22 protein-coding genes and 1 riboswitch are annotated in these 17,088 nt (G+C 64.7%); of the genes, 12 read left to right on the top strand and 10 right to left on the bottom strand.

Going from position 1 to position 17,088, the window contains the following annotated elements; all coding sequences use genetic code 11:
* Nucleotides 1-32: 32 nt before the first annotated feature.
* Entirely contained in the window at nt 33-1,223 is a 1,191-nt protein-coding gene (locus PAA8504_RS14550) for an alpha-hydroxy acid oxidase (RefSeq protein WP_108894922.1), read from the bottom strand.
* 113 nt (nt 1,224-1,336) lie between these two features.
* Between PAA8504_RS14550 and PAA8504_RS14545 the strand changes: the two genes are divergently transcribed.
* On the top strand, nt 1,337-2,110 hold the full coding sequence (locus tag PAA8504_RS14545) for a ZIP family metal transporter (RefSeq protein WP_108894921.1): 774 nt from the start codon (nt 1,337-1,339) through the stop codon (nt 2,108-2,110).
* Here the strand turns inward: PAA8504_RS14545 and PAA8504_RS14540 are convergent.
* From PAA8504_RS14540 to trpA, 3 genes are all read right to left on the bottom strand, one after another.
* Entirely contained in the window at nt 2,107-3,417 is a 1,311-nt protein-coding gene (locus PAA8504_RS14540) for an NAD(P)/FAD-dependent oxidoreductase (RefSeq protein ID WP_108895029.1), read from the bottom strand. The two genes, PAA8504_RS14545 and PAA8504_RS14540, sit on opposite strands and share 4 nt — an antisense overlap.
* 43 nt (nt 3,418-3,460) lie before the next feature.
* A complete protein-coding gene (locus tag PAA8504_RS14535; protein ID WP_245897646.1) occupies nt 3,461-4,498 on the bottom strand; it encodes an AI-2E family transporter in 1,038 nt (345 codons plus the stop codon).
* A 136-nt stretch (nt 4,499-4,634) separates the two neighbouring features.
* Complete coding sequence (gene trpA / locus PAA8504_RS14530) at nt 4,635-5,426, bottom strand: tryptophan synthase subunit alpha (protein WP_108894920.1); 792 nt, start codon at nt 5,424-5,426, stop codon at nt 4,635-4,637.
* Between the two features lie 111 nt (nt 5,427-5,537).
* Here trpA and PAA8504_RS14525 point away from each other — a divergent pair, with 111 nt between their 5' ends.
* The gene (locus tag PAA8504_RS14525; protein WP_108894919.1) at nt 5,538-5,729 is read left to right on the top strand and encodes a hypothetical protein; all 192 of its coding nucleotides are present in this window, start codon (nt 5,538-5,540) and stop codon (nt 5,727-5,729) included.
* Here the strand turns inward: PAA8504_RS14525 and PAA8504_RS14520 are convergent.
* Complete coding sequence (locus PAA8504_RS14520; protein WP_181375809.1) at nt 5,726-6,211, bottom strand: acyloxyacyl hydrolase; 486 nt, start codon at nt 6,209-6,211, stop codon at nt 5,726-5,728. The genes PAA8504_RS14525 and PAA8504_RS14520 overlap by 4 nt on opposite strands.
* A 154-nt stretch (nt 6,212-6,365) precedes the next feature.
* Between PAA8504_RS14520 and ychF the strand changes: the two genes are divergently transcribed.
* From ychF to PAA8504_RS21825, 9 genes are all read left to right on the top strand, one after another.
* On the top strand, nt 6,366-7,463 hold the full coding sequence (gene ychF / locus PAA8504_RS14515; protein ID WP_108894918.1) for a redox-regulated ATPase YchF: 1,098 nt from the start codon (nt 6,366-6,368) through the stop codon (nt 7,461-7,463).
* A gap of 195 nt (nt 7,464-7,658) precedes the next feature.
* Entirely contained in the window at nt 7,659-7,850 is a 192-nt protein-coding gene (locus PAA8504_RS14510; protein ID WP_108894917.1) for a hypothetical protein, read from the top strand.
* 119 nt (nt 7,851-7,969) lie between these two features.
* A complete protein-coding gene (locus PAA8504_RS14505; protein WP_108894916.1) occupies nt 7,970-8,497 on the top strand; it encodes a hypothetical protein in 528 nt (175 codons plus the stop codon).
* A gap of 203 nt (nt 8,498-8,700) precedes the next feature.
* On the top strand, nt 8,701-8,979 hold the full coding sequence (locus tag PAA8504_RS14500; RefSeq protein WP_108894915.1) for a GlsB/YeaQ/YmgE family stress response membrane protein: 279 nt from the start codon (nt 8,701-8,703) through the stop codon (nt 8,977-8,979).
* A gap of 14 nt (nt 8,980-8,993) precedes the next feature.
* Complete coding sequence (locus PAA8504_RS14495; RefSeq protein WP_108894914.1) at nt 8,994-9,731, top strand: SDR family oxidoreductase; 738 nt, start codon at nt 8,994-8,996, stop codon at nt 9,729-9,731.
* A 93-nt stretch (nt 9,732-9,824) separates the two neighbouring features.
* Complete coding sequence (gene lepA / locus PAA8504_RS14490) at nt 9,825-11,627, top strand: translation elongation factor 4 (RefSeq protein ID WP_108894913.1); 1,803 nt, start codon at nt 9,825-9,827, stop codon at nt 11,625-11,627.
* A gap of 33 nt (nt 11,628-11,660) precedes the next feature.
* Nucleotides 11,661-11,903 carry a DUF4160 domain-containing protein gene (locus tag PAA8504_RS14485; protein ID WP_108894912.1) on the top strand — a complete coding sequence of 81 codons (243 nt, stop codon included), beginning with the start codon at nt 11,661-11,663 and terminating at the stop codon, nt 11,901-11,903.
* Entirely contained in the window at nt 11,887-12,135 is a 249-nt protein-coding gene (locus PAA8504_RS14480; RefSeq protein WP_108894911.1) for a DUF2442 domain-containing protein, read from the top strand. Before PAA8504_RS14485 ends, PAA8504_RS14480 begins: the two co-directional genes overlap by 17 nt.
* Nucleotides 12,136-12,939: 804 nt before the next feature.
* A complete protein-coding gene (locus tag PAA8504_RS21825; protein ID WP_146190502.1) occupies nt 12,940-13,224 on the top strand; it encodes a hypothetical protein in 285 nt (94 codons plus the stop codon).
* A gap of 93 nt (nt 13,225-13,317) precedes the next feature.
* Here PAA8504_RS21825 and PAA8504_RS14475 read toward each other — a convergent pair whose 3' ends face one another.
* The 4 genes from PAA8504_RS14475 to PAA8504_RS14460 all read right to left on the bottom strand — a co-directional run bounded on the left by PAA8504_RS14475 (nt 13,318) and on the right by PAA8504_RS14460 (nt 14,757).
* Nucleotides 13,318-13,455: an entericidin EcnAB gene (locus PAA8504_RS14475; RefSeq protein ID WP_108894910.1), complete on the bottom strand. Its 138-nt coding sequence runs from the start codon at nt 13,453-13,455 to the stop codon at nt 13,318-13,320.
* Between the two features lie 64 nt (nt 13,456-13,519).
* Nucleotides 13,520-13,762, bottom strand: a complete 243-nt coding sequence (locus PAA8504_RS14470; RefSeq protein WP_219928932.1) for a hypothetical protein — start codon at nt 13,760-13,762, stop codon at nt 13,520-13,522.
* Nucleotides 13,763-13,838: 76 nt separating this feature from the next.
* A complete protein-coding gene (locus PAA8504_RS14465; RefSeq protein ID WP_219928931.1) occupies nt 13,839-14,168 on the bottom strand; it encodes a BrnA antitoxin family protein in 330 nt (109 codons plus the stop codon).
* A gap of 199 nt (nt 14,169-14,367) precedes the next feature.
* A complete protein-coding gene (locus tag PAA8504_RS14460; RefSeq protein WP_370739694.1) occupies nt 14,368-14,757 on the bottom strand; it encodes a metallopeptidase family protein in 390 nt (129 codons plus the stop codon).
* Nucleotides 14,758-14,908: 151 nt separating this feature from the next.
* On the opposite strand from PAA8504_RS14460, the gene gltX reads away from it, so the two are divergent.
* Nucleotides 14,909-16,231: a glutamate--tRNA ligase gene (gene gltX, locus PAA8504_RS14455; protein WP_108894908.1), complete on the top strand. Its 1,323-nt coding sequence runs from the start codon at nt 14,909-14,911 to the stop codon at nt 16,229-16,231.
* 4 nt (nt 16,232-16,235) lie between these two features.
* Here the strand turns inward: gltX and PAA8504_RS14450 are convergent, their stop codons facing one another.
* On the bottom strand, nt 16,236-16,826 hold the full coding sequence (locus PAA8504_RS14450) for a gamma-glutamylcyclotransferase family protein (protein WP_108894907.1): 591 nt from the start codon (nt 16,824-16,826) through the stop codon (nt 16,236-16,238).
* Between the two features lie 72 nt (nt 16,827-16,898).
* A riboswitch (glycine riboswitch) is annotated at nt 16,899-16,991 on the top strand.
* Nucleotides 16,992-17,088: the final 97 nt, after the last annotated feature.

The following is a 17,088-nucleotide window of genomic DNA, read 5'->3' as shown; positions in this document are numbered from 1 at the left end:
GGTCAGGCTTCGGCCGGGCGGCGACGTCGCCATCACCCGGTCGCGGGGCTGACCTCGGACCGGGTGCGATATCGGTCGAACTCCGGCCCCGTCAGAAGCGCGGTTCGGTCCAGGTCCTTCACGTCCCGGTATCCGCACAGCGCCATCGAAATATCCAGTTCGCGGTGGATGATCTCCAGCGCGCGGGTCACGCCAGACTTTCCCATCGCGCCCAGCCCGTAGATATAGGCGCGACCGACATGGACACCGCGCGCCCCCATGGCGAGGGCCTTCAGGACGTCCTGTCCCGACCGGATCCCGCTGTCGAGGTGGATTTCCACGCGGTCGCCCACCGCTTCCACGATGTCGGGCAGAACCCGGATCGAGCTCAGTGCGCCGTCCAGTTGCCGTCCGCCATGGTTCGACACGATGATCGCGTCGCACCCCACATCGGCTGCACGGCGCGCATCCTCGGCGTCGAGGATGCCCTTCAGGATCAGATTGCCGCCCCACATTTCCTTGATTTTGCGAACTTTCTCCCAATCGAGGCGGGGGTCGAACTGCTCGGCCGTCCAGGCCATCAGGGATCCGGCGTTCTCGACCCCTTTCACGTGCCCGACGATGTTTCCGAAGGCGCGCCGCTTGGTGCGCAGCATGCCCATCCCCCAGGCCCACCGCCATGACAGGTCGGCCACGGTGCCCATCGTCAGTTTCGGCGGGGCTGACAGGCCGTTCTTCAGGTCCTTGTGCCGCTGACCCAGGATCTGAAGGTCCAGCGTCAGCACCAGGGCCGAGCAGCCGGCGTCCTTCGCGCGCTGGATTACCCGTTCAAGGTAGTCCTGGTCGCGCATCACGTAGAGTTGGAACCAGAACGGCCGGCTGGTGTGTTCGGCCACGTCCTCGATCGAACAGATCGACATGGTCGACAGGGTGTAGGGCACGCCGAACGCTTCGGCGGCCTGCGCGGCCAGGATCTCGCCATCGGCATGCTGCATCCCCGTCATGCCCACGGGGGCCAGCGCCACCGGCATCGACACGTCATGGCCCGCCATGGTCGAGGCGGTCGTCCGCCCGTCCATGTCCACGGCCACGCGCTGACGCAGGCGGATCAGGTCGAAATCGCTGCTGTTCTCGCGGAAGGTCTGCTCGGTCCACGATCCGCTTTCGGTATAATCGTAGAACATCTTCGGGACCCGCCGCTTGTAGAGCCGCTTCAGATCCTCGATTTCGGTAATGACTGGCATGGTATTCCTCCGGTCCCGGTGGTGTAGCAGCGCGGATCTATGCCGTCCATTCCGGTTGCCGCGTCGCACGGGCGGGCTAGGCCTTGGCCGACGCGGCTGGCAGAGGAACGCCCATGAACATCGTCCTACTCGGCATTCTCGGCAGCCTTGCCGCGGGGCTCATGACCGGGGCCGGCGCGCTTCCGGTTCTTCTGGGCCGCAACGTCTCGCCCCGCCTGTCCGACATCTTCCTGGGCTTCGCGGCGGGGGTCATGCTGTCGGCCTCGTTCTTCTCGCTGATCCTGCCGGGGATCGAGGCGGCCGGCCCACTTTACGGGGACACGGCGGCCGCCTTCGTCGCGGGCGGCGGGGTGGCGATGGGGGCGGGGTTCGTGGCGGTCCTCAACAGCGCCTTGCCCCATCAGCATTTCGAAACCGGGCGCGAAGGCGGGCCAAGTGCGGCCAAGCTGGCCAAGATCTGGCTGTTCATCATCGCGATCACGATCCACAACCTTCCTGAAGGACTGGCCGTCGGCGTGGGGTTCGGGGGTGAAGAGGTGTCGAACGGCGTCACTTTGGCCATCGGCATCGGCCTTCAGAACGCGCCCGAGGGGCTGGCCGTCGCGGTGGCGCTTCTGTCGAATGGCTACGGACGGGGGACATCGTTCCTGATCGCGCTGGCCACCGGCTTGGTCGAGCCTGTGGGCGGCGCCATCGGCGTCTTGGCCGCCACCGCGTCGGAGATCGCGTTGCCCTGGGCACTGACCTTCGCGGCGGGCGCGATGCTGTACGTCATCAGCCACGAGATCATCCCCGAGACGCATACCCGCGGCAACCAGAACTCGGCCACCACGGGCCTGCTGTTCGGGCTGATCCTGATGATGATCCTCGACGTGACGCTGGGCTAGTGCAGCTTCAGCGCTGGCCGGGTCACGCGGTTGATGGCGTTCACCGCGATCCGCACGGTGCCGCGCCACGGGCCGTGCACCGCCAGAAGATGCAGCCGGTACAGCGATTGATAGGCCAACCGCGCGACGCGCCCCTCGATCTGCATCTTGCCGCCGATCAGGTTGCCCATCAGCGATCCATGCGTGGCAAACCGCGACAAGGATACCAACGCCCCGCGGTCGCGATAGACGAAATCGCGCAGGGGCTGCCCCTTCTGCGCGCGATCCAGCTGGCCAACCATGTGATCGGCCATCTGCCCGGCGGATTGCGCGCGGGGCGGGACCGGCCGCTCCTCTCCCGGCAGGACGCAATGTGCGCAATCGCCGATGGCGAAGATGCGGGGATCGTTCTTGGAGCGCAGCGTCGGTTCCACCACGATCTGGCCACGCTTCGACAGCTCGAGGTCGGTGATCTTCGACAGCGCGTGATCGCCGCGCACGCCGGTCGCCCACAGGATCAGATCCGCCTCGATCGTGGGGCCGTCCTTCACCTCGACCGCGCGCGGCCCGACCCGCGTCACCATCGCGCCGGTGCGCACGTCCACGCCCAGCTCGGCAAGGCGTCCTTTCACCTTGTCCGAGACATCCTCGGGCAGGGCGGGCAGTAGCTTCGGTCCGGCCTCCAGCAGCGTAATCTGAAGCGTGTCCTCGTCGAACCGTTCCAGCCCGTAGGACCGCAGCGCCTTCGCGGCGTTCACCAGTTCGGCCGACAGCTCGACCCCCGTGGCCCCGCCGCCAACGATGCAGACCGAGACGCGCGCCTCTGCGCCCTCGGGCTTGCGGTCGTTGGCCCGCAGGCAGGCGTTCAGCATCTTGCGGCGGAACAGATCCGCCTGCTGCCGCGATTCCAGGAACATCGCGTGATCGCGCACTCCGGGGATGCCGAAATCGTCCGACACGCCGCCCATCGCCAAGACCAGCCAGTCATAGCGGATCTCGTGACGGTCCACGACGACCTCGCCCGCCTCGTCCAGAAGCGGCGCCGTCACGATCACCCGCCGGTCGCGGTCGATCCGTTCCAGTGCGGCGTTGAAGAACCGGTAGCCCCAGCGCGCCGCGTGACCGCCATAGCCGACCTCGTCGGAATTCGCGTCCATGGACCCCGCCGCAACCTCGTGCAGCAGGGGCTTCCAGACATGGGTGCGGTTCTTTTCGACCAATATGATGTCATGCGTGGCGCGATCGTGCTTCGCCGCCAGCTTGCGCACCAGCGCAAGCCCTGCCGCGCCGCCGCCGACCACCACGATCTGGGTTTTCCGATCTGTCATGTCGCGCCACATAGACGGCCGGGCCGCCCTGTCACGCGGACCGTCACACCTTCCCGCTGGTCGACAGCATCACCGCCAGCGGCCGGGTGCTGTTGATCTCGGCCAGGACCAGCACCAGGCTGGCGGTCATCGGTACTGCCAGGATGGCCCCCGCCAGCCCCCACAACGTGCTCCAGAACGACAGGGCCAGAAGCACCACGAAGGGCGACAGGTTGAAGGCCCGGCCCATCAGCCGCGGCTCCAGCCAGGCGCCGATGACGATCTGCGCGGCGCTCAAGGCCAGCATCACGCCGCCGGCGATCACGAAGGACCCGAATTGCGCAAGGCTCAGCAGGACCGGGAAAATCACCCCGATGATCGAGCCGAAATAGGGGATGTAGTTGAAGAACCCGATCAGCACCGCCCAGAACAGCGCGAACTCGATCCCGATAAGCAGCATCAGGATATAGGACAGCGCCCCCAGCACGATGTTCAGCACCGTCTTGACGAACAGGTATCCGCCGATCCGCTCGTTGATGCGTTGCAGCAACAACAAAGCCCGCTCGCTGTTTTCCTCGCCCCCCGTCGCAATCACCAGCTTGCGCGACAGCGTGCCCCGCTCGGCCATGAAGAACGCGGCGTATAGCACAACGACGAACAACCCCGCCCCGAACCCCTGGAGCGAGAACAGAAGCGGCGTGATCCAGGACCGCATGTCGATCTGGTCGAAGGTCGCGAGACGCACCGTCTCCCATGTCGGCTCGTCCTCGATCCCCAGGATCGCGGCGCCCCGTGTCACCAGGGCGTCCAGGTTCGATTCGTAGCGGGGCAGGGCGGTCACGACGTCCGTCAGGTTGCCGATGATCAGGACGAACAGGCCCACGACCCCTACGGTGAAGGCCAGCAGGACCAGCCCGCGCCGCGCCATGGCCGGAAAGTGACGCAACAGCGGCACCCGGGTCATGCCTTCCGCTGCGGCGGACAGGACATAGACCGAGATCAAGGCGGCGATCACGGGCACCAGGATCGGCTGGCCGATCCACAGAAGCCAACCGATCATCAGGGTCAGCGCGATGCCGTAGGTCAGGCTGCGAAGGCTCACTTCACGGGTCCGTTTGGGCTGGGATCGGGCGCCTGTCGGTTCTAGCCGCAAGAGGGCCAGGGTGCCAAGCGGTCCGGGGCCCGCGGGGCCGTCTGGTTTCACGGTCCGCTCACAGGATAGGCACCCCGGCGTCGGCTCAGGCGCGATGCGCGCCGTCGGCCAGCGATTGCACGAATTTCAGCACTTCGTCGACGGGCCGCCCACTGGCGTTTTCCGCCACGATGGCCGATCCGACGACGCAACCATCCGCGACCGACGCGATCTGCTCGGCGGCCTCGGGGGTGCGGATGCCGAAGCCCACGACGACCGGCAGGCCGCCCGCGTCGCGGATGCGCTTGACCTCGGGGCCGACATCGCCCGCCACGGCCGCCGCGGCGCCGGTGATACCGGTGACGCTGACGTAGTAGACGAAGCCGCTGGTGTTCTTCAGCACGGTCGGCAGGCGGGCGTCGTCGGTGGTCGGCGTGGCCAGGCGGATGAAGTCGACCCCCTTGCGCCCGGCGGGGACGCAAAGCTCGTCATCTTCCTCGGGTGGCAGGTCCACGACGATCAGCCCGTCGATCCCGGCCTCGACGGCGTCGTCCAGGAATCGCTCGACCCCGCGCGAATAGATCGGGTTGTAATAGCCCATCAGGACGATCGGGGTCTCTGCGTCGTCCTCGCGGAAGGCGCGGACCATATCCAGCGTCTTCTGAAGCGTCTGACCGCCTTCCAGCGACCGCTGCCCGGCCAGCTGGATCGTCGGGCCGTCCGCCATCGGGTCGGTGAAGGGCATTCCCAGTTCGACGATGTCCACGCCTGCACCCGGCAGGCCCTTCATCAGCTGAAGCGAGCGGTCATAATCCGGATCGCCCCCCATGATGTAGGCGACGAAGGCCTTGCGCCCCTCGGTGTCCAGTTTCGCGAACCGATCCGCTATCCGTCCCAATGCGCCGCTCCCTTACCCTGATGTCGGGGCTGTCCGCGTCCCCCGCCGCCTCCCGTTTCTGACGAACCGGACGGTCTTGTGCAATGCCCCTCGGGACACCACATTTCCGGCATGAACTACGTACTTGCCCTTTTCCTGCCGCCGCTGTCGATCCTTCTGATCGGCCGCGTCTTCCTGTCGATCATCGTCTTCCTGATCTGGGTCCCGGCGATCCTGATCTCAGGCGGTCTGACACACCCGATGTTCATCATATTGGCGTGGATCCTGATCTATCAGGCGCACGCGGATCGGCGCGGGGTCTAGAAGCCGCGCGTCAGCCGCAGCGACAGCATGTTCGCGCCGGGGTTGTTCTCTTCGATCCCCGCGTGCGATATGTGCGAGACCGCAAGCGACACCCGGCCGAACTGTCCGAATTCTCGTCCGATCCCCAGAAGGGAGCGGAACTCGACATCGCTGCCCAGATCGGTGCGGTCGCCATTGGCGCTGTAATAGCCCGCCATCAGGCTGCCCTCGATGAACCAGAACGTGCTCAGCCAGTTGGTTGCGGCGGCGCCGACGCCGACATAGGCCGCCCCGGCCGTGTCCACCGTCAGCCCCACCTGAGGGGCGATGTCGCTGCCCAGAACGAAGGCCACGGGCTCGCTGCGCGCCTCGATCGAGATCTGGATGTCGCCGATATCGTCGCGGTATTCCACGGCCCCCACGCCCAAGGTGAATTCGGCGGCCCCTGCCGTGCCACAGGAAAGGCCGATCGCGGCCACCACGGATAGAACGACGTGCTTCATTGACATCACCAGCGTTGTCTCAACTCTTTTCGCCCATATCCCGGTCGCCGTTCGCGAAACAGGGGCAGCGCCTATCAGGACTGCGCCTTGTTTCCTGCGTGCCACAGACTTAAGACGCGCCGGACCGGACCCCCAACCAGACGGATATGACGATATGGGCTTCAAGATGGGCATCGTGGGCCTGCCGAACGTGGGCAAGTCCACCCTCTTCAACGCGCTGACCCGCACCGCCGCCGCGCAGGCCGCCAACTTCCCCTTCTGTACGATCGAACCCAATGTGGGCGAGGTCGCCGTGCCCGACACGCGCCTTGACGCGCTGGCGGGGATCGCGAAATCCAAGGCGATCGTGCCGACGCGTATGACCTTCGTGGACATCGCGGGCCTGGTGAAGGGCGCGAGCCAGGGCGAGGGGCTGGGCAACCAGTTTCTGGCCAACATCCGCGAATGCGACGCCATCGCCCACGTGCTGCGCTGTTTCGAGGATCCGGACGTCACCCATGTCGACGGCCGCGTCGATCCCGTGGCCGACGCCCAGACCATCGAGACCGAGCTGATGCTGTCGGACCTCGACTCCATCGAACGCCGCTTGCAGAACCTGACCCGCAAAGTTCGCGGCGGCGACAAGGAGGCCGTCCAGCAGGAGCGTCTTCTGAAAGAGGCGCAGGCCGTTCTGGAACAGGGCCTGCCCGCCCGCACCGTGGACGTGTCCGAGGACGACCAGAAGGCCTGGCGCATGCTTCAGCTTCTGACCACGAAGCCCATCCTCTATGTCTGCAACGTGGCCGAGGACGAGGCCGCCACCGGCAACGCCCAGTCCGAGCGTGTCCGCGAAATGGCGGCCGAGCAGAACGCGGGCATGGTCGTCATCTCCGCCCAGATCGAGGAGGAGATCGCCCAGCTCGACGCCGAGGAAGCCGCCGAGTTCCTGTCCGAGCTTGGGCTGGAAGAAGCCGGCCTCGACCGCCTGATCAAGGCGGGCTACGACCTGCTGGGCCTGATGACCTATTTCACCGTCGGCCCCAAGGAGGCCCGCGCCTGGACCGTCAAGCGCGGCACGCTGGCCCCCCAGGCCGCCGGTGTTATCCACGGCGATTTCGAACGCGGCTTCATCCGCGCCGAGACCACGGCCTTCGACGACTATGTCGCGCTGGGCGGCGAGGCGGGCGCGAAAGAAGCCGGCAAGATGCGCGTCGAGGGCAAGTCCTACGAGGTCAAGGACGGCGACGTGATGCATTTCCTGCACAGCGGCTGACACCTAACGTTCCCCGCCAGCGCGGGGCCGCGCCGATCCCCGATCGGCCCGTGGCGGTCGCCGCCAAAAAGCCTCGCGGCCGTTGCCTTCCCCGGGGCCGACCCCGACCGCTGCCTGCGCGCACGCGTAGCACCTGTGAGACCTGTTCGCGGCCCGCATCTGCCCTAGGGTCAGTCGGGACATAGAGGTAAAGCCATGACCGACGATACCAGCGACCGTGCCCGCATTCTCCAGATGGCAACCCATATGGGCAGCCCCGACACCCCGCCAGAGAAGACCGCCCGCAATCGCGGCTGGCTGGACGAGGACGGCCTGCCCACGGACGAGGGGCGCGAAATGCTGAAGGCGATGGGCGACCAACAGGGGACCCGGACGGTGTTCCGCTGAACTGGGCCACCGGCAGGATATGCCCGGTGGATTCATAATCATGGTGCGGTGCGGAACCGGCGCCCCCGACTGCCTTTCGCCAGGTAGTACCAGTGCCGCACCTCCCCGGAGTTTTTCCCATGTTCCCTACCCCTACCGAGGCGCCTGCGCTTCCCAAGCAGCGTGCCTGCACGGAATCTTTGCGCCAGGTCAGCGAGATGCAGCAAGGCATGGTGTCGACCACGCTCGATGCCGCCATGCGCGCGACCGACATCATGGCCGACAGCGCGCAAGTAATGTTCGGCAATCTGCGCGACCTCACCGCGTTCCACGACGACGCCACCGACTACAGCCGCGCCTATGGCGACTTCTACCAGCGCCAGATGGAGCTTGCGTCGCACACCGCGCAGGCGCTGATGGATGTCTCCCGCTCGGCCGGCGCCGAGGTTTCCCAGACCACCGCAGACACGGGGGAAGAGGTGGCCCGTGACACGCCCGAGGTCGCATCGTCCGCCATAGACCGCGCCCAGAGCACGGTCGCCAGCACAGCGACCGAGATGACGACCGTCGCGTCAATCCCCATCACGCCGCGTGAAACCGGCTTCGGCAGGCCCGCCGGATCGGGCGGCACCTCCAGCTTCCAGAAAGACGCGACCAACAAGGGCTGAACCGTTTCGGCCATCTCGACACTTGAAAACGGCGCCGCCGGGCGCCGTTTCGCGTTTGTCAGCGCCGGGGGGCACGGAAAGGCGGACCGCTCACACGATCGCTTGCCCATTCCGCACCCCGGGCCATCTTGCGCCTTGTGACCTGATTGGTCACCAGCGGCCATGGCCGCATCGTGCCATGGGCAAACGAAAGGAAGAGGGACATGGAAGGTTTTCTGGAAGGGGTCGGCGTGGTGATCCTTGTGTTTCTGGCCCTGGTCGGACTGGCGGCCGGATGGATCGCGGGCAAGATCGCCGGGCGCAACATGCCCCTCTATATTGTCATCGGCGTTGTCGCCGCCGTGGCCACGCCCTTCGTCCTGGCCGCGCTGGGCGTCGGCATCCTGGCCGCCGGGGGATTGCTGGTGGTCGTGGTCGCAGGGGCCATCGGCGCGGTCATCGTACTGGCCCTTGTCCGGGCGCTGACCGGGCGACGGGGCTGACGCGGAGGCTTGCCATGAAAATCGCTCTCGTCACCGGCGCATCCCGGGGCTTAGGTGCCGTCATCGCGCGCACCTTGGCGGGGGACGGGTGGGCCGTGGCGGTGAACTATCGCAGTGACGAGGAAAGCGCCGCCGAAGTCGTGAAAGCCATCCGATCCACAGGGGCACAGGCATGCGCCGCGCAATTCGACGTAACGGATCCGGACCAGATCGCGAGCGGCCTGACGCACATCGCCGACATGCTCGGCCCCGTCGATCTGGTGGTGAACAACGCGACCGGCCCCCAGCCGATCAAGCCCATTTCAGAGCAGGACTGGGGGGATTACGAACAGCAACTTGGCTTCTTCGTCCGCGCACCGCTTGCCCTGCTTCAGGCCTGTCTTCCGGACTGGCGGTCGCGCGGCAGCGGACGGATCATCAACATCGGGTCCGAGGCAGCGCATACTGGCCCCGAAGGATCCGGTCATTATGCGGCCGCGAAAAGCGCGATGGTCGGAATGACGCGATCCTGGGCCAATGAGTTGGGGCGGGACGGCATCACCGTGAACCTCGTGGAACCCGGTTTCACGCCGGTGGAACGCCATGCCGACGTGTCCGACGCCGATCTCGACCGCTATCGCGATGGTGTTCCGTTGGGACGCATGGCACGACCCGAGGATATCGCCGGAGCCGTGGCGTTTCTGGCCTCCCAAAGGGCGGACTTCATCACCGGCCAACGGATCCCGGTGGATGGCGGGCGACGCTTCATCTGACGCGACGGGTATCTGGCGGCGGCACCTCTCAATAAGGCGCCCGCGACCCTCCATCCCCTCGACAAGCGCCCGAAACCGCCGCATATCCCTGACATGACCGAGCTCAAATATATCCGCAACTTCTCCATCGTCGCCCATATCGACCACGGGAAGTCGACCCTCGCAGACCGGCTGATCCAGCTCACCGGTACCGTCGCCGAGCGCGACATGAAGGACCAGCTTCTCGACGCGATGGATATCGAGCGCGAGCGCGGCATCACCATCAAGGCCAACACGGTGCGGATCGACTATCCCGCCAAGGACGGCTACACCTATATCCTGAACCTCATCGACACGCCGGGCCATGTCGACTTCGCCTACGAGGTCAGCCGCTCGATGCAGGCGGTCGAAGGCTCTCTGCTGGTCGTCGACGCTTCCCAGGGGGTCGAGGCGCAGACGCTCGCCAATGTCTACACGGCGATGGAGGCCGACCACGAGATCGTGCCGGTCCTCAACAAGGTCGATCTTCCCGCCGCCGACGTGGACCGCGTGAAGACCCAGATCGAGGACGTCATCGGGATCGAAGCCCACGACGCCGTGCAGATCAGCGCCAAGACCGGCCTCGGCATCCCCGACGTGCTGGAAGCCATCGTCCAGCGCCTGCCCGCGCCCACCGAAGGGAACCGCGACGCGCCCCTCAAAGCGATGCTGGTCGATTCGAAATACGACCAGTACCTTGGCGTCATCGTCATCGTGCGCATAATCGACGGCGTCCTGAAGAAGGGCGACCGCATCCGCATGATGAAGACCGGCGGCACCTACGACGTGGACGACGTGGGCATCTACCGCCCCGCCATGACGGCCGTGGACGAGCTTGGCCCGGGCGAGATCGGCTATCTCAACGCCTCGATCAAGCAGGTCCGCGACACCCGCGTCGGCGACACGATCACCCACGAAAAGAAGCAATGCGCCCAGGCGCTGCCGGGTTTCAAGCCGTCCGTGCCGGTGGTCTTCTGCGGCCTCTTTCCCGTCGATACCAACGATTTCGACGACATGCGCGACGCCATCGAAAAGCTCGCCCTGAACGACGCCTCCTTCACATATGAGATGGAGACCTCGGCCGCCCTCGGCTTCGGCTTCCGCTGCGGGTTCCTGGGGCTGCTGCACCTCGAGGTGATCCGCGACCGGCTGGAGCGCGAGTATGACATCGACCTGATCACCACCGCGCCCTCGGTCATCTACAACGTCCACATGAAGGACGGCACGATGGAGGAACTGCACAACCCCGCCGACATGCCCGACATGACCCTTGTCAGCCATATCGAGGAACCGCGGATCAAGGCCACCATCCTGGTCCCCGACGACTATCTCGGCGACGTACTCAAGCTGTGCCAGGACCGGCGCGGCATCCAGATGGACCTGACCTATGCCGGCACCCGCGCGATGGTCGTCTATGACCTGCCCCTGAACGAGGTCGTATTCGACTTCTACGACCGGCTGAAATCGGTGACCAAGGGCTATGCCAGCTTCGACTACCAGATGATCGGCTACCGCGAGGATGCGCTGGTCAAGATGCAGGTGCTGGTCAATGACGAGCCTGTGGACGCCCTGTCGATGATGGTCCACCGCGACCGGGCCGAGGGGCGGGGCCGCGCGATGTGCGAAAAGCTGAAAGAGCTGATCCCGCGCCACATGTTCAAGATCCCGATCCAGGCCGCCATCGGCGGCCGCGTCATCGCGCGCGAGACCCTGTCGGCCATGCGCAAGGACGTGACGGCCAAATGCTACGGCGGCGACGCGACCCGGAAGAAGAAGCTTTTGGAGAAGCAGAAGGCCGGCAAGAAGAAGATGCGCCAGTTCGGCAAAGTGGAGATCCCGCAGGAAGCGTTCATCAACGCGCTGAAGATGGACTCGTAGGGTGGGTAAAACCCACCCTCACCACCACCCCTGATGCCCACCGTCTTCCGCCTCGACGGCTTTCGCTTCTTCTTCTACTCGAACGAGGGCGACCCGCGCGAACCGGTGCACATCCACGTCATGCAAGGCCGCGCCGAGGCAAAGTTCTGGCTCGGCCATCCTCCCGAACTCGCCCGATCCGCAGGATTCGACGCGAAAACCTTGCGCAGACTGGCCCGTCTGGTCGAAGATAACGCCACACGGATCGAGGAGGCATGGCATGAACATTTCGGTTGAAGGCGTCCGCTTCGACGACGACTCGATGTGGGTCGCCCTCTCGGACGGCCGCACGCTCGGCGTCCCCCTCGCATGGTTCCCCCGCCTGCTGTCGGCCTCCCCGGCGGAGCGCCAATCGGTTGAGATCGGCCCGTTCGGCCTGCACTGGGACGCGCTGGACGAGGATATCTCGGTCGAGGGGCTTCTGGCGGGGCAGGGTGACCGGACGGTCCCGCGCGGGATGGTGGCTTGATTGGGCTGGGGAAGTGGAACATGCGTTGTCGCGGAGAACTCAGGAATATATCGCCTTGAGTAGCTCGGAACCAGATATTCGATTTCCCCATAATTGTAGTTTCAGGGGCATCTCAGAATTTTCGAAGCGTCTTATAGAGTTTCCTAGCAAGGATCGGTTGGTAATTGACACCGGTCCGGAAAGGTTTTTCTCTCCCACTGCAATGCTAATGCTTGCTAAGGCGTGCAGAGCGCGTGGACGCAAAAATCCGGAAGAAACTCTAGTATATCGAGGTCTTGGGCGACATTCATACGCCAACAATCTCGGTTTTTCGGAGGCCTTGAATATCAAGGATAAGCCTTATCCTAGGGGTGCGTTCGGCGGGTATACATATATCCCAATAAGCGGAATGAGCAGGGCAGAGCTATCGGAATACAGCGCAGACAATTTCGTCGAGCTTGGCGAGGCCATCGAACATAGGTGCTCCGATATCGCTCGGATCGTTTCACGAGAGGGGGAAGGTCCGCTTCATTATTTTGTTACCCGAGCGTTTCGCGAGATATTTCGTAATTGTTTTGAGCACGCGGAGGTCGATAACGTTGCATTCTGTGCGCAGTATTGGCCGAGCAAGGGAAGAGTCGAGATCTGTATAGTAGATAGGGGGATCGGTATGCTGGAATCTTTAAATGAGAGTAAGCACCATAGGCCCTTAAGTGACCGTGAAGCTTTATATTTTAGTCTTATGCCTGGCGTCTCCTCCAAGGCTTGGCGAGCGAAAAAAAGAAGGCTAGTCAGCGGTCTGAATGGGATAATTCAGGATATGGATTGTTCTTTTCCCATCAATTATTTGGTGCTATGGGGCATTTCTTTGTTGCTTCTGGATCTAACGGCCTTCTTGTAAACCGAGGGGGCGTATCCGATTACGAGTGCGCTGTTGAAGGAACTGTCGTATCGGCCAGTTTGAACTTGAGTCAGAAGCACGAATTTGAAGGCGTAATGAACGCGGTTCGCGACAAAGCTGCCAAGGTTAAAGAGCGGCTGGGCGTCAAAAGTATTGATTTCGCTAGTATTCAGGCGTTTCTCAAAAACGATGAGCGCTTTGACTGGTGAGGTAAGGAAGGCCTACCGCGTGTATGAGAGTATTTAAGCTACGCTGCGTGGCTGTATAGGCGGTATCGGGGGGCGAATGCCCCCCTGATGGCGTTACAAATCATTTTGAACTTCTTGGGCCGAGCCCTCGATGAACTCGCCGGTGTTCTCGACGTCCTGGCCGAAGCCGCCGGCGGTTTCACAAGCTGTCAGGCCCAGAAGGGCGGCGAAGGCGATAAGGGTCATACGCATGGGGTTTCTCCGTTTACTGGTCACATCTTTGCGACCAACACCGGCAACGCCCCATGCGTTCCCCTCAATAGGCCGGCGGGTCGCTGGCGGGGAAGGTTTCGTCCATCGCCTCGTCCACGCGGTCCCAGCTTTTCTGGCGTTCGCGCATCGACGCAGGGCCAGCGCCGCGGAACTGGGCGGGGTCGGTGGCGGGGCCGCCTTCGCCGGGGGCATAGGCGGTGCGGTCGTCCTCGCGTTCGGACAGCCAGCGATACAGCATGATGCCGCCCAGGATCAGGACGGGTTTCGAGGTCAGCAAACGGAACATCTGATGTCTCCGGTGGATGGGTGAAGGGTCGGGGACCCAACGCCGCGACGGGCCGTCCCGTTTCCCCGCGCCGCTGCTATTCGTCCTCCGTGCCGGTCCTGTGATGCATGAACAGGCGCAGCACCGCGTTCAGCCGCGTCTGCCAGCCCTGTCCGGTTTCGCGAAAGTAATCCAGCACGTCCCGGTCCAGCCGCAGCGTGATCTTCTCCTTGGCGGGGCGGCGTTCCAGCGGCACCATCTCCCACCCGTCGGGGATCGCCGTGCGCCGTTTTTGCCGGGCGGCCATGTCGGCGACCAGCCCGTCGATCTCGGCCAGCAGTTTCTCCATGTGGTCGGTCGCCGCCTCGGCCTGCAGGTCGGGGGCAGGCGGGCGGGGCAGCATCTTTTTCAGGTCTTCAGGGGTCATCGGCGCGGGCCCTCGGGTCGGCTTCAAGGCCGGGGCAGAGTGCGGCGGACCCGTTAAGATCGGCTGACCCCGCCGCGCGGCCCCCTGTCCCGACAGATGCCCGACGCCTGTCCGGCGTGCGCCCGGCGCATGTCCGGCGCGTGCGCGACGCAAGGACGGCGGATGCGGGACGGATGTCCGGCGGATGCGGGACGGGTTTTCAGGTCCACCATTCGTCGATGGTCGCGATGTCCCGGTCCGACCAGCCGAAGTGATGGGCCAGTTCGTGCACATAGACATGCCCCACCAGATCCCCCAGCGAGACGTCCCCCCGCTCGATCCATTCGTCCAGGATCGGGCGCCGGAACAGCCAGATCGTGTCGAGCCTAAGCGGTTGATGAGCCGACGATTTCTCGATCAACGGGATCCCTTCGTACAACCCGGTGAGCGAGAACGGATCCTCGATCTCCATCTCGTCGAGCATGTCGTCGGGGGCGAAATCCTCGACCCGCAGCGCAACCTCCATGGCCGGGCGCTTGAAGTCTGGCGGAAGCCCCTCCCGCGCTGCCTTCGCCAAGGCCTCGATATCCCCCAGATCGGGTGCGGACATGTTCGAAAAATCCATTCGGGTCATATGGTTGCGGCCCGTCCCGCGGCAAGTGCGCAACGCGCAAACCATTGGCGGCATGGGGGAATTTCGAACCACTCGACAACTGCGCCCCGACATGCGACTTGATCCGCAATCCACGAAGGCCCGCATCATGACCGTCACCCGCTTCGCCCCCTCGCCCACCGGCTACCTCCACATCGGCAACCTGCGCACAGCCCTCTTCAACTGGCTGATCGCGCAGAAGTCCGGGGGGACCTTTATCCTCCGCCTCGACGACACCGACCCGCAACGGTCGAAGCAGGAATATGTCGATGCGATTCAAGAGGATCTGGAATGGCTGGGCCTGACCTGGGACCGGGTCGAGCGTCAGTCCGAGCGTCTGGATCGCTACGCCGAAGCGGCTGACACGCTGCGCGCCGAAGGGCGGTTCTACGAGGCGTTCGAGACCCCGACCGAGCTGGACCTCAAGCGCAAGAAGCAGCTCAACATGGGCCGCCCGCCTGTGTATGACCGCGCGGCCCTTGGCCTCGACGAGGCCGAGAAGGAGCGCCTGCGCGCCGAACGCGGCGATGGGGTCTGGCGCTTCAAGCTGGATCACGAGCGGATCGAATGGGAGGACGGCATCCTCGGCCCCGTCTCCATCGACGCGGCCAGCGTGTCCGACCCGGTGCTGATCCGCGGAGATGGGCAGGTCCTTTATACCCTTGCCTCTGTCGTCGACGATACCGAGATGGGCGTGACACATGTGGTGCGGGGATCCGACCACGTCACCAATACGGCCACGCAGATCCAGATCATGCGGGCACTGGGCCGGGGGCACCCAGATTTTGCGCATCATTCCCTTCTGACCGGCCCCCAGGGTGAGGCGCTGTCGAAGCGCCTGGGTACCCTGTCACTGCGCGATCTGCGGGCGCAAGGCATTGAACCGATGGCGCTTCTCAGCCTGATGGCTCGTCTTGGCTCATCCGACCCGGTGGAGCTTCGGGGGAGCCTTGATGAACTTGTTGAAGGGTTCGATATCTCGGCCTTCGGCTCGGCTCCCACGAAATTCGACGAACGCGACTTGCGCCCCCTGACCGCCCGGGTGCTGGCCGCCAAGCCGTACGAGGCCGTGTCGGACGAGATTCGCAGTGCCGGTGTTCCCGATGATATCGCCCCCCAGTTCTGGGAGGTCGTGCGTGAGAACATCGCAGGCATGGGCGACATCTCCGGATGGTGGGCATTGTTCCGCGACGGCCCGGGACCGGTCGAGGTCGCGGATGCCGACAAGGCCTTCATCGACGAGGCCATGCATCTTCTGCCGCCCCATCCCTACGATCACACCAGCTGGTCCGCTTGGACGGGGGCTGTGAAGGAGAAGACGGGACGCAAGGGCAAGGACCTGTTCATGCCGCTGCGGCTTGCCGTGACCGGGATGTCGCGCGGGCCCGAGATGGCGCAGGTCCTGCCGCTGTTCCAGCGCCCCCTGCGATAGATCGTCAGGGGGCGGCGTCCTGTCCCAACCCTGTTTCCGAGGCATGGATGATCCGGCAATCCAGCCGGGCCAGCCAGTCATCCGTCAGGCGCAGCTCTTCCGGCGATGTCTTCTGCGCGCGGGGGTACAGGGGCGCGGCCCGGTCGTCGGCGACGGGCAAATCCCAGTTGTCCGTCGTCTCGAAGAAGCGGTGCACCCCACTGGCCCCGAACTCGGTCAGAAAGCCTTGAACCACGACGTCCAGATAGCTCAGCAGGATCGGGCTGCCGTCGCCATCATCTGGGCGCGGCGGAATGGAATAGACCGCAATATCGTGCGGCCGTGTCAGTGGATGGCGCACCTGAGGAGCAGGCACCCGATCGTAACCCGCTTCGCGCTGGTCGAGCGCGGCCCAATCCCCGCCCGGAACGGGTGCAATCAGGCCGTCGATCTCGGAATCGGGGGAAGGCCGGGCCGTCAGGAAGGCCGCGGGGCGTAGCGCGGTGGCACGCCAGGTGCGCCGCCAACCCTGCAACGTCGCGGGGTGGGCCGGAGTATAGGCATGGGTGCGGCGGTTCACGAGGCTGCCGTAGCCGAAGAAGAAGGGATCGGACATGCTGGCCTAGGTCGGGCCAAACGCGGATTATTGCAAGGGCGTTGTCAAAGGCAACGTGCTGTGGCAGCTAGGAGAAGTGCGAAGGGAGAATCCGGCGGTTCGCCGTCGGTGCCGAAGGAGCAACCGCCCCGGTAAACTCTCAGGCCAAAGGACCTTCGCGCGACAGGAACTCTGGAGAGTCCCCGACCATGTCGGGGCGCCGAAGGGATAGCGATCTCAGGCGCAAGGGACAGAGGGGGCAGGATGCGGGCCATGGGGCGCC

Origin of the sequence: Palleronia abyssalis (genome assembly GCF_900302445.1) — a bacterium.
Taxonomy (GTDB): Bacteria; Pseudomonadota; Alphaproteobacteria; order Rhodobacterales; family Rhodobacteraceae; genus Palleronia; species Palleronia abyssalis.
This window is presented reverse-complemented; position numbering and strand designations above follow the sequence as displayed.

Excerpts from the sequence above, each read along its gene's own strand:
- PAA8504_RS14450 (WP_108894907.1), bottom strand. The coding sequence starts at position 16,826 with ATGTCCGATCCCTTCTTCTTCGGCTACGGCAGCCTCGTGAACCGCCGC.
- PAA8504_RS14465 (WP_219928931.1), bottom strand. The coding sequence starts at position 14,168 with ATGACCCCTGAAGACCTGAAAAAGATGCTGCCCCGCCCGCCTGCCCCC.
- PAA8504_RS14510 (WP_108894917.1), top strand. The coding sequence starts at position 7,659 with ATGACCGACGATACCAGCGACCGTGCCCGCATTCTCCAGATGGCAACC.
- PAA8504_RS14520 (WP_181375809.1), bottom strand. The coding sequence starts at position 6,211 with ATGAAGCACGTCGTTCTATCCGTGGTGGCCGCGATCGGCCTTTCCTGT.
- PAA8504_RS14500 (WP_108894915.1), top strand. The coding sequence starts at position 8,701 with ATGGAAGGTTTTCTGGAAGGGGTCGGCGTGGTGATCCTTGTGTTTCTG.
- lepA (WP_108894913.1), top strand. The coding sequence starts at position 9,825 with ATGACCGAGCTCAAATATATCCGCAACTTCTCCATCGTCGCCCATATC.
- PAA8504_RS14485 (WP_108894912.1), top strand. The coding sequence starts at position 11,661 with ATGCCCACCGTCTTCCGCCTCGACGGCTTTCGCTTCTTCTTCTACTCG.
- PAA8504_RS14545 (WP_108894921.1), top strand. The coding sequence starts at position 1,337 with ATGAACATCGTCCTACTCGGCATTCTCGGCAGCCTTGCCGCGGGGCTC.
- ychF (WP_108894918.1), top strand. The coding sequence starts at position 6,366 with ATGGGCTTCAAGATGGGCATCGTGGGCCTGCCGAACGTGGGCAAGTCC.
- PAA8504_RS14470 (WP_219928932.1), bottom strand. The coding sequence starts at position 13,762 with ATGTTCCGTTTGCTGACCTCGAAACCCGTCCTGATCCTGGGCGGCATC.
- PAA8504_RS14540 (WP_108895029.1), bottom strand. The coding sequence starts at position 3,417 with ATGACAGATCGGAAAACCCAGATCGTGGTGGTCGGCGGCGGCGCGGCA.
- PAA8504_RS14550 (WP_108894922.1), bottom strand. The coding sequence starts at position 1,223 with ATGCCAGTCATTACCGAAATCGAGGATCTGAAGCGGCTCTACAAGCGG.
- PAA8504_RS14460 (WP_370739694.1), bottom strand. The coding sequence starts at position 14,757 with ATGTCCGCACCCGATCTGGGGGATATCGAGGCCTTGGCGAAGGCAGCG.
- PAA8504_RS14495 (WP_108894914.1), top strand. The coding sequence starts at position 8,994 with ATGAAAATCGCTCTCGTCACCGGCGCATCCCGGGGCTTAGGTGCCGTC.
- gltX (WP_108894908.1), top strand. The coding sequence starts at position 14,909 with ATGACCGTCACCCGCTTCGCCCCCTCGCCCACCGGCTACCTCCACATC.
- PAA8504_RS14525 (WP_108894919.1), top strand. The coding sequence starts at position 5,538 with ATGAACTACGTACTTGCCCTTTTCCTGCCGCCGCTGTCGATCCTTCTG.
- PAA8504_RS14475 (WP_108894910.1), bottom strand. The coding sequence starts at position 13,455 with ATGCGTATGACCCTTATCGCCTTCGCCGCCCTTCTGGGCCTGACAGCT.
- PAA8504_RS14505 (WP_108894916.1), top strand. The coding sequence starts at position 7,970 with ATGTTCCCTACCCCTACCGAGGCGCCTGCGCTTCCCAAGCAGCGTGCC.
- PAA8504_RS14480 (WP_108894911.1), top strand. The coding sequence starts at position 11,887 with ATGAACATTTCGGTTGAAGGCGTCCGCTTCGACGACGACTCGATGTGG.